Source organism: Streptomyces sp. NPDC048415, from assembly GCF_040651675.1.
GTDB lineage: Bacteria > Actinomycetota > Actinomycetes > Streptomycetales > Streptomycetaceae > Streptomyces.
Genome location: NZ_JBEZKJ010000082.1, coordinates 26978 through 37124, shown reverse-complemented (window position 1 = coordinate 37124; position 10147 = coordinate 26978). Strand labels below are relative to the sequence as shown.

7 protein-coding genes and 1 pseudogene are annotated in these 10147 nt (G+C 70.1%); 5 read left to right on the top strand and 3 right to left on the bottom strand.

Annotated elements, in window-relative coordinates; all coding sequences use genetic code 11:
- Positions 1-194: 194 nt before the first annotated feature.
- Together AB0D27_RS35450 and AB0D27_RS35445 are read left to right on the top strand one after the other, a co-directional pair.
- Positions 195-1233, top strand: a pseudogene (locus AB0D27_RS35450) (YafY family protein).
- A gap of 430 nt (positions 1234-1663) precedes the next feature.
- A complete protein-coding gene (locus AB0D27_RS35445) occupies positions 1664-1879 on the top strand; it encodes an I78 family peptidase inhibitor (RefSeq protein ID WP_362516824.1) in 216 nt (71 codons plus the stop codon).
- Between the two features lie 127 nt (positions 1880-2006).
- Here AB0D27_RS35445 and AB0D27_RS35440 read toward each other — a convergent pair whose 3' ends face one another.
- Together AB0D27_RS35440 and AB0D27_RS35435 are read right to left on the bottom strand one after the other, a co-directional pair.
- Positions 2007-3044, bottom strand: a complete 1038-nt coding sequence (locus AB0D27_RS35440) for a phosphatase PAP2 family protein (RefSeq protein ID WP_362516822.1) — start codon at positions 3042-3044, stop codon at positions 2007-2009.
- Between the two features lie 239 nt (positions 3045-3283).
- Positions 3284-4453, bottom strand: a complete 1170-nt coding sequence (locus tag AB0D27_RS35435; RefSeq protein WP_362516820.1) for a glycosyltransferase family 39 protein — start codon at positions 4451-4453, stop codon at positions 3284-3286.
- A gap of 255 nt (positions 4454-4708) precedes the next feature.
- Here AB0D27_RS35435 and AB0D27_RS35430 point away from each other — a divergent pair, with 255 nt between their 5' ends.
- Positions 4709-6316, top strand: a complete 1608-nt coding sequence (locus tag AB0D27_RS35430) for an MFS transporter (protein ID WP_362516818.1) — start codon at positions 4709-4711, stop codon at positions 6314-6316.
- Between the two features lie 186 nt (positions 6317-6502).
- On the top strand, positions 6503-7693 hold the full coding sequence (locus tag AB0D27_RS35425) for an acyl-CoA dehydrogenase family protein (protein ID WP_362516816.1): 1191 nt from the start codon (positions 6503-6505) through the stop codon (positions 7691-7693).
- Positions 7694-7727: 34 nt separating this feature from the next.
- Here the strand turns inward: AB0D27_RS35425 and AB0D27_RS35420 are convergent, their stop codons facing one another.
- Positions 7728-8168 carry a cell division protein SepF gene (locus AB0D27_RS35420; RefSeq protein ID WP_362516814.1) on the bottom strand — a complete coding sequence of 147 codons (441 nt, stop codon included), beginning with the start codon at positions 8166-8168 and terminating at the stop codon, positions 7728-7730.
- 290 nt (positions 8169-8458) lie between these two features.
- On the opposite strand from AB0D27_RS35420, the gene AB0D27_RS35415 reads away from it, so the two are divergent.
- Positions 8459-9637 (top strand): DUF5685 family protein, encoded by a 1179-nt coding sequence (locus AB0D27_RS35415; RefSeq protein ID WP_362516812.1) that lies wholly within the window; start codon positions 8459-8461, stop codon positions 9635-9637.
- Positions 9638-10147: the final 510 nt, after the last annotated feature.

Below are 10147 nucleotides of genomic sequence, written 5' to 3'. Positions count from 1 at the left end.
CGCCGTGGCAGAACTGGCCCATGCCCTGACGGCCGGCCGAGTGCGCGATGCCATGCACCAGCTTCTGCAGATCGCCCATGTCCCGGTCCGTGAGCGCGAACCCTCCGAGATTTGAGGAGCTGGGGTTTGAAGGCGGAGCCCCCAAGGCCCCTTGCGGTCACCCCCTGTCCGCAAGGGCTGGCAGACTCCGCTTCATGTTGGAGACATCGGCACGACTGCTGCGGCTGCTCTCGCTGCTGCAGGCCCACCGCGAGTGGTCCGGCGCCGACCTCGCGGAGCGGCTCGGCGTCACGTCCAGGACCGTCCGCCGCGATGTGGACCGGCTGCGTGAGCTGGGCTATCCCGTCAACGCCAGCCCCGGCACGGGCGGTGGCTACCAGCTCGGCGCCGGGGCCGAGCTGCCGCCGCTGCTCCTGGACGACGACGAGGCGGTGGCCGTGGCGGTGGGACTGCGCACGGCCGCCGGGCAGGGCATCGAGGGCATCGGCGAGACCTCCGTACGCGCCCTCGCCAAGCTCGAACAGGTACTGCCGCACCGGCTGCGCCGCAGGGTCGGCGCCCTGAACGCGTTCACGGTGCCGATGTTGCGCGGCCCGCAGCCCTCGGCCGTCGACCCCAACGTGCTCACCGAACTGGCCAACGCCTGCCGTGACTCCGAGCGGCTCCGTTTCGAGTACCGCGACCACGGTGGCTCCTCGACCCGCCGCACCGTCGAACCGCACCGCCTGGTGTGCACCGAGCGCCGCTGGTACCTGGTCGCCTGGGACGTCGACCGCGACGACTGGCGTACGTTCCGGGTCGACCGCATCACGCCCAAGCCGCCGCACGGACCGCGGTTCCGGCCTCGTACGCCACCGGCCGAGGACCTGGCGGCGTACGTCTCCCAAGGCGTCTCCACGCGCGCGTACGCCGCGCATGCCGTCGTCAGGCTGCTCGTCCCTGGCGGAGGCGGCCGAGCGGATCTCGCCCTCCGCCGGGACCCTGGAGGCCTCCGGGAAGGACAGCTGCATTCTGCGCACCGGAGCGGCGAGCCTCGACGTGATGGTCATTCACGTGATGCTGACGGGCTTCGAGTTCGAGATCATCGAGCCGGCCGAGTTGCACGACGCGATCACGACGGCTCGCGACCGGCTGACTCGGGCTCTGCGGCGGGCTCGCCCGCAATCGTCCCGTACTGCGGATGGATCAGGTCGAACGCCGGGAACTCGGAGCGGATCCGAGGCGCCGCGGTGAAGTTGTGCGGGGCGGCGAACACGAGGTTGACCACTCGGCCGGGCCCACTGGCCAACGCCCCGGTCACTGCTCGCGTAGCCCGGTGCGCCGACAGGAGGCGTGCGGGGGTTCTGTGCCGGAACCGTGTATTTCTTATGCGGTGTCAGCTTCAGCGACACCCTCCAGAATCGGAACGGACCGGAACGGAAAGACTTCGCTGGAACACTCGGCTGCGCACATTCCATTGGGCTATTCGGGGCGGCGCCGAGCCGGCTGCGAATTACGTTCGAAGGCGTGCGGAACGCGTACGGAACCCCTCGTACGTGTGACGGAGTTCGGCCGAAACGCGTGTCGTGGTCCTGTGACAGAAGCGTGACCGGAGAGGGATGAGTGACGCTTGGTGGCGGGTCCGGGCTTCCCCGGCCGGGGCGCGCCGCCTAACGTGGCGGTCATGGCACCCATTCCCACCCCTCCGGCAGAGCCCCAGGACAGTCCCGAGAGTTACGTCGGGCTGGAGGCGAGGACCGCCGAGCAGCGTGCCCGGGAGCACGGCTGGTCTTCGGTACGCTCGCTGCCGCCCGGCGCGATCATCACCATGGAGTACCGCTTCGGACGGCTGAACTTCGAGGTCACCGACGGCAGGGTGACGCGCTGCTGGAAGGGCTGACCCACCGCCGGCGCGGCATGTGCGAAGGCCCCCTGCTCGTCGGTAGCCGGGGGCCTTCGCGGTGCGGGGAGAGGTTGTGCGTACCGGCCCCGCTGTCCTGTTGTCCGCTGTCCGTGCGCTGTTGTCCTCAGCTGCCCGTCATGGGTCGGGCCGAGGCGGCGGCCGTGGTCCCGCGCGCCACGCGGTCCGAGTGGGGCGGACGGCGGCTGCCCACCGGGGTGACCGGCGTGCGCTCCGAGCGGGCCGTGTGCGGCCCGGGGGCCAGGTAGACGGGCGCCCGGGGCGAGCGGGCGGCGGCGGCCGTCTCGCGGGCGGGCACCTCCCCGTCGGCGGACGCGGGCTGGGTGACCATGACGGGCGCACCGACCGGCGCGGGGGCCGGGGCCGGGGCGGGCGCGGTACGGCCGCGACGAGCACGCCAGGAGTCGCGCAGCGAGAAGAGCCCGGTCTCGGCGCGCGCGATCAGCGGCTCGACCCAGGGCAGGGCCAGCAGGATCAGCAGACCGGCGGCCCAGCCCAGGAGCACGTCGCTCAGCCAGTGCGTACCGAGGTACACGGTGGTGAGGCCGACGCCGAGCGAGGTCACGGCGGACAGGGCGGACAGCCAGCGTCTGGCCCGCGGGGTCGAGGCCAGATAGGCCAGGATTCCCCAGGTCACGACGGCGTTGGCGGTGTGGCCCGAAGGGAATATATCGCCGCCAAGACCCATCTCGTTCGAGCCGATCGTGATGGCGTAGTGCGGGCCGAGGCGGCCCATGCCGAGCTTGGCGGCGCCGACCGTGATGTTGAGCAGCAGCAGCGAGGCGCCCAGCGTGAGCAGCGGGCGCAGGGTGTGCTGCCGCCAGGAGCGCCAGCCGAGCCAGGCGGCGACCATCACGGCGGTGGGGCCGCGCTGGCCGAGCACCACGTAGTAGTCGAGGAACGCGTGGATCTCCGGCCACTGCTGATAGGGCCGGAAGAACATGACCTGCCAGTCGAACCGGACCAGCCACGACGTGATCGCCACGGCCCACACGATGGCCAGGTAGAAGGCCAGGGTGGCTGCGAACAGCACAACCCTGTGCCGGCTCATCTTCGGCACATCGATGTGGGCCGGTCGTTCCGGCTCACGGTCCAGCCGGGCGAAGACCCGGTCCAGACGGGTGAGGTTTCGTTCGGTACGCACTCAATCGACGTTACAGCGAGTGAGCTGCGTTCCAGGGCGATTCACTCGCTTTGTGATGACGATGTGATGTGGGATTCCTCTCAGAACCGTCTTTATTTCCAATGAATCTCTAATTCTCGGCGTGTCGATCCTTCAATTCTATTGATCGGTTGCGACCGTCGGTTTTATGGCGCTTATATATTCGTTCACCGAATGCTGGGGTGGAATTATCCGGCCGCTCACCGGCGCCGCCGGGTCGATCATGGCGGTCCGGAGCCGTTCAGCCAGAAGGCCCCGTAGACCGCCGAGGCCACCGCCACACCGCAGAGCATCGGCGCTGACCTGGACGTACGCAGTCGGGCCAGGGCCAGGGCGAGGGGCAGCAGAAGGGGGAAGGCGGGCATCAGGAGGCGCGGTTTCGAGCCGAAGTAGCTCGACGCGCACAGGGCGAGCGCGGTGACGATCCCCGCGTACACCAGGAGTGGCAGCGGCTGGCCCTGCCGTACGCACGTCACGTACAGCCAGACGATCAGTGCGACCCCGACGATCAGCCCGACACCGGCCAGGGCCGAGGGCAACGACGTGAACTTGTCGCCGACGAAGCGGGCGAAGGCGTACCCGCCGTCGAAGCCGTTGCGCCAGCCCGCCTGGACGTCGAGGTAGCCGAGCGGGCCGTTGCCCGTGTGGTGGCCGACCCACAGCACATAGCCGGCGGCTCCGAGGGGCGCGAGGAGCATGCCGAGGGCGCGCCGCCACGCGGGAGCGCCGTCCGGGCGGGGCGCGCTCCGATTTCGTACGAACGAGGTGATCGCCGTCACCCACAGGGCCGCGACGACCGCGACTCCCACCGGGCGAGTCAGGCCCGCGAGCGAGGCGAGCAGGCCCGCCGTCAGCCAGCGGCCGGTCAGTACCGCGTAGAGCGACCAGGCGGCGAGCGCCGTGAACAGGGACTCGCTGTACGCCATCGACTGCACGACGGCGACGGGCAGCACCGCCCACACCAGCACGGCGCAGACGCCCGCCCGGCGTCCGTACACATGGTCGACGACCGCGAAGATCCCCCACGCCGCGGCCAGCGAGGCGAGGGTGCTGACCAGCAGTCCCGCGTCCGCGTACGACAGTGGCGTGATCGCCGAGACAAGCCGTTCCAGCCAGGGCAGCAGCGGGAAGAACGCGAGGTTGGAGTGCACGTCGCCGTTGGGGAGGCGGACCTCGTAGCCGTAGCCCAGGTCGGCGACGCGGGTGTACCAGAGCGAGTCCCAGCGGGCCGTCAGCAGCTTGTGGGCGCTCTTGCCGTTCGCCGCGCTCCACGCGAAGAGGGCGATCAGGCCCAGGGCGCGCACGGCCGCGTACCCCAGAAGGGCGGGCGCGGCCCGACGCACGGCGCCCGTACGGGGCCGTGTCGCGACAGGCGTCTCAAGATCGGTCACAGGCTCGATTATCGACGGCCCCCGCAACCGTCCGGCCGTGCGGGGCGTGGTCCACCACGGGGAGCGTGGCGTACGCCACACGCCCGGTGGAGACAACGTGAGAGGTCTGCCACGCGACTTTTACGGGAACTCGCGTACGCTGGCCGCTCACTCGCCTTTGTTGCGTGGGCCGGGGTTCCGCTCCTCAGGCCGCAGCCCCAGGGAGTCCCCACCCTGCGGACCGCCGAACGCGAGGGAACATCTGGAGGTACGTACATGTCCGGGACGAGCACGGCCGCTGCGCGGTGCCGTCGGGAGACCGGGGCCGGTGCCAACCGCTGGGTCGTCCTCGTCGTCCTGTGCGTCAGCCTTCTGCTGGTCGCCCTCGACGCCACCGTGCTGCACGTCGCGGTGCCCGCCGTCACCGAGGACCTCAAGCCCGGCGCGATAGAACTGCTCTGGATCGTCGACGTCTACCCCCTCGTCTGCGCCTCCCTCCTCATCCTCTTCGGCACGCTCGGTGACCGCGTCGGCCGCAGACGCATCCTTCTCCTCGGGTACGGCCTCTTCGGCGTCGCCTCCGGGATCGCGGCCCTCGCCGACAACGTGCAGGTGCTCATCGGGGCCCGCGCCCTGCTCGGCGTCGGCGGCGCGATGATCATGCCCGCGACGCTGTCGATCCTGCGGCAGGTCTTTCCCGACCGGCGGGAGCGGGCGCTCGCGATCGGCATCTGGAGCGCGGTGGCCGCGGTGGGCGCGGCGGTCGGTCCGCTGCTCGGCGGGTTCCTCCTCGAGCACTTCTGGTGGGGATCCGTCTTCCTCATCAACATTCCGCTGATGCTCGTCAGCCTGCCCATCGGGCGGCTGCTGCTGCCCGAGTCGCGCGGCGAGCGCGACGGTCCCTGGGACGTGGTGGGTGCGCTGATGGCTGCCGCCGGTCTCTTCGGGCTCGTCCTCGGCGTGAAGCGGCTCGGCGGCGGTGAGGCGCCGTTCAGCCCGTTCACTCTCGCGCCACTGCTCATCGGCGGCGCGCTGATGGCCGGCTTCGTCCGGCGGCAGCGGCGCCGCGAGCACCCGCTGGTCGATCTGCGGATGTTCTCGCGACCCGCGTTCAATACGTCGGTCGGGTGCATCGTGCTGGCGATGCTCGCCCTCGTCGGGCTCGAGCTGATCGCCGCGCAGTACTTGCAGCTCGTGCTCGGGCTGTCACCGTTGCAGACCGGGCTGCGGCTGCTGCCGCTCACCGTCGCCGCCATGGCCTCCGGCCTCGCCGGGGCCAAGATGCTGCGCAGGTTCGGGCCACGCGCGATGGTCTGCTTCGGCTTCTGTCTCACCGCCGCCTCGGTCGTCACGCTCACCGCGATGGGCGGCAACGACAACACCGGACTGCTGCTCTTCGGGTTCGTGCTGCTCGGGTTCGGCCTGGAAACCACGCTCTTCGGGGCGTACGAGTCGATGCTGAGCGAGGCGCCGCCCGCTCAGGCGGGCGGCGCCGCCGCGATCGGCGAGACCTCGTACCAGTTGGGCGCGGGGATCGGTATCGCGCTGCTCGGCAGCGTGATGAATGCCGCGTATGCGCCCGGGCTGTCGTCGGTGCCAGGCGTCTCGGCTTCCGACTCCGCGGCGGCCGGGCACTCGCTGGGCGAGGCGTATGAGGTCGCCGGGCGGCTGGGCGGGTCCCCGGGTGCGGCGCTACGGCAAGCCGCGCGGGACTCCTTTGTGCACGGACTGCATGTGACCCTGCTGGTCAGTGCGGGGCTGTTGGTGCTGGGGGCCGTCATGGCCCTGCGGTTGCCGCGGGTCATGGAGTGCGGGGCGCCTGCGGCGGGCTCGGCGGAGATTCCTGCGCCCAGGGAAGTCGCGGAGTCCCGCGTCTCCGCGTAATTCTCCCGCCCGTGCACCGCCTGAGTCAGTCGGTCGAAGGTGCTGCTCTCCTGTGTGGGTCTCGCGCCGGTGGCGGGTGCCGGTTCGTTGTCGGGGCACCTCCCTGGACTTGCGGGACACTGCGTCGTAACGTCAGGTCGAAACCGTAACTAGCGGTGCTAGTTTTAGTGTGCCGGAGGCTGCCGTATGTCCGCGTCCCAGAAGCTTCCCCCCTTCGACCCCAGCGATCCCCTGGGCATCGACGACCTCCTGGATGCGGAGGACCTCGCGATCCGGGACACCGTGCGGACCTGGGCCGCCGACCGGGTGCTGCCGTATGTCGCCGAGTGGTACGAGAACGGGGAGCTGCCCGGGATCCGGGAGCTGGCGCGGGAGTTGGGCGGGATCGGGGCGCTCGGGATGTCGCTGAAGGGGTACGGGTGCGCGGGGGCGTCCGCCGTGCAGTACGGGCTGGCCTGTCTGGAGCTCGAGGCCGCCGACTCCGGGATCCGGTCGCTCGTGTCCGTGCAGGGCTCGCTCGCGATGTACGCCATTCACCGGTTCGGGAGCGAGGAGCAGAAGCAGAGGTGGCTGCCGGGCATGGCCTCCGGTGAGGTGATCGGGTGCTTCGGGCTCACCGAGCCCGACCACGGGTCCGACCCCGGCTCCATGCGGACGTACGCCAAGCGCGACGGCGGGGACTGGGTCCTCAATGGGCGCAAGATGTGGATCACGAACGGTTCCGTCGCCGGGGTCGCCGTCGTCTGGGCGCAGAGCGATGACGGGATCCGCGGGTTCGTCGTGCCCACCGACACTCCCGGATTCTCCGCTCCCGAGATCAAGCACAAGTGGTCGCTGCGGGCCAGCGTCACCAGTGAGCTGATTCTCGATGACGTACGGCTGCCCGCCGACGCCGTGCTGCCGGACGTCACCGGGCTCAAGGGACCGCTCAGCTGTCTCTCGCACGCGCGGTACGGGATCGTGTGGGGCGCGATGGGGGCGGCGCGGGCCAGTTTCGAGGCCGCCGTCGAGTACGCGAAGACGCGCGAGCAGTTCGGGCGGCCCATCGGCGGCTTCCAGCTCACCCAGGCCAAGCTCGCCGACATGGCGGTCGAGCTGCACAAGGGGATTCTGCTCGCTCATCATCTGGGCCGGCGCATGGACGCGGGACGGCTCCGTCCCGAACAGGTCAGCTTCGGCAAGCTCAACAACGTACGAGAGGCCATCGAGATCTGCCGCACCGCGCGGACGATTCTCGGCGCCAACGGGATCTCGCTCGAATACCCCGTCATGCGGCACGCCACGAACCTGGAGTCGGTGCTCACCTACGAAGGCACCGTCGAGATGCATCAACTCGTGCTGGGCAAGGCGCTCACCGGACTCGACGCCTTTCGCTGAGGGCCCGATGGGCAGGGCCGGTGAGCGGCCCTGCTCAGCTCTGGTTGAAGAAACCGTCCGCCTGACGGCCCGCGGCGTCGCCGCTGACGATCTCCGTGTTGGCGGGGGTCAGCAGGAACACCCGGTTGGCGACCCGCTCGATCGTGCCGCGCAGTCCGAAGGTCAGTCCGGCCGCGAAGTCCACCACGCGCTTGGCGTCGGAGGGCTCCATGGACGTGAGGTTGATGATGACCGGGACACCGTCCCGGAAGAGCTCGCCGATACCGCGCGCGTCCCGGAAGCTGTCCGGCGTGACCGTGCCGATCCGGCGGCCCTTTTCCTCCGCCGTCTCGGAAGCGACCTTCACACGCGGGTCGGTGACCCAGGCATCGCCGGTTTCCTGACCCTCGGCGTAGTTGTCGTCGTCGTAGTAACGCTCGTCATCGTTGTCGTCGACGAGGCCAAGCCAGGCACTCGCCTTGCGCACCGATCCCATGGACGCCTCCTCTCACAGCGGTCTTGCTTGCTTTCCGCATCCCCATGGTCGTCCATGATGCGGATGTCGCGCCAAGTGGATAGACGCCGCGCGGGGGTTTCGTGACGGTACTGGTGCACAGCGAATCCGTCGAGAGCCCGCGTTTCCCAAGGGTCGTGCTGAATACGGCTGCTGACTGAGAGTGAAATATGATTTGTGACGGCGTTCGGGTGATGGCGGGTGCGTACGGGTGAACGAGGTGCTGGATACGATGCCGCAGCTCAACGTCCTATGTGTCACGGGGGAGTGTCGTGTTCGGAATCGTGAGGCCTTGCAGTCATCGCCTCGGTGAAGGGCTCAAGGCGCAGTGGATGGCGCATTTGTGCGGGCTGTGTCTCGCGTTGCGCGGAGACCATGGCCAGTTCGCCCGGGTTGTCACCAATTATGACGGGCTGCTGATATCAGTTTTGACGGAGGCTCAGGCCGAGCGGACCAGGGGATGGCGGCGGACCGCCGGGCCCTGTCCGCTGCGGGGAATGCGGACCGCGTCCGTGGCGCGGGGCGAGGGCGCGCGGCTCGCCGCCGCCGTCTCACTGGTGCTCGCCTCGGCGAAGGTGCGCGACCACATGACCGACGGGGACGGGCTGTTGGCGCGCAGACCGGTGGCGCTCGCCGCGCGCCGGATCGCCGCGAGCTGGGACAAGGCCGGTGCGCGGACCGGCTCCGACGTGGGGTTCGACACCGCCGTGCTGGTCGACGCAGTGGATCGGCAGGTCGGTATCGAGGCGCTCGCCGGGCCCGGAACGCCGCTGCCGACCGTCACCGAACCGACCGAGACCGCCACCGCCGCGGCCTTCGCGCACACCGCGATCCTGGCCGGCCGGCCCGAAAACGCCGAGCCGCTCGCCGAGGCGGGACGGCTCTTCGGGCGGCTCGCCCATCTCCTGGACGCCGTGGAGGACAGGGAAACTGACGCCGCGTCGGGCGCGTGGAACCCGCTGGCGGCCACGGGAACGTCCTTGGCCGAGGCCCGGCGGCTCGCTGACGACGCCCTGCACGGGATACGGCTCGCGCTGCGCGAGGTGGAGTTCACGGACGGCAAGCTGGCGCATCTGCTGCTCGCGCACGAGCTGGGGCGGTCGGTGGACCGGGCGTTCGGGACGGCGGGGTGCGGGCACGCACCGGAGGGCTCCTTCGGGCCGCCGCAGAGCCCGCATGATCCGCGGAATCCGTACGTCGGCGGTGGCAACCCCTTCGGCGGCGGGCCCTCCTTCCAGCCGCCGGGGCCCGGCAAGCGCGGCTTCTGGGCGGGGTGCGCGGCCGCGATCGGACTGTGCTGCACCTGCAAGGTGTGCTGCGCCGACGAGTTCGAGGGGCCCTGGTCGCGCAAGAAGCGCGAGGGGTGCCTGAGCGGCTGCGACTGTGAATGCGGCTGCTGCGAGGCGTGCGAATGCCTGGAGTGCTGCTCGTGCTGCGACTGCGGGCTGTGACGCTCCTCGTATACGAGCCTGGAAACTGCCGCCCGTCGCGCGGGATTGACCTGCGCGTCGGGGCGGGAGGTGTTTCCGGAGGGTAAAACAAAATCATGATCGAGTGACCGGGGTGCCGCGAGTGTCTTTGGTCCGGCGCAGAACCATTTCTGCCCTGCCCATAACTCGCCCTCCCCATAAGGCACTTCAGTGGACGTCACACCGAAAGCGACGACCGGTCATATGCCCGGCGCTCGTGGCGGGATGGGCCGTACGGCTCCCCGCACCATCCGCACCAGGCTCCTCAGGATCCTGGAATGCGATGCCCGGGACCGCGGCGCTGTGCGGGATGTGCTGGCTGCCCTGATGGACCGGGTGATCGGTTCGCGTACGACTTCTCGGCGCCGTACGACTGCGCTCGTTCGTTGACCGCGGGCCGTCCGTGGCTTGTCGCGCCCACGCGGCGGAGGCGCATGATGTCACTTCCCCGGGCCCCTTCGGGGCGCTCCCGCAGCGGGCGCGGGGAAGCTC

What these genes read in the sequence shown, in the direction of transcription:
- AB0D27_RS35425 (WP_362516816.1), top strand. Translation starts at nt 6,503, where the DNA reads ATGTCCGCGTCCCAGAAGCTTCCCCCCTTCGACCCCAGCGATCCCCTG.
- AB0D27_RS35420 (WP_362516814.1), bottom strand. Translation starts at nt 8,168, where the DNA reads ATGGGATCGGTGCGCAAGGCGAGTGCCTGGCTTGGCCTCGTCGACGAC.
- AB0D27_RS35430 (WP_362516818.1), top strand. Translation starts at nt 4,709, where the DNA reads ATGTCCGGGACGAGCACGGCCGCTGCGCGGTGCCGTCGGGAGACCGGG.
- AB0D27_RS35445 (WP_362516824.1), top strand. Translation starts at nt 1,664, where the DNA reads ATGGCACCCATTCCCACCCCTCCGGCAGAGCCCCAGGACAGTCCCGAG.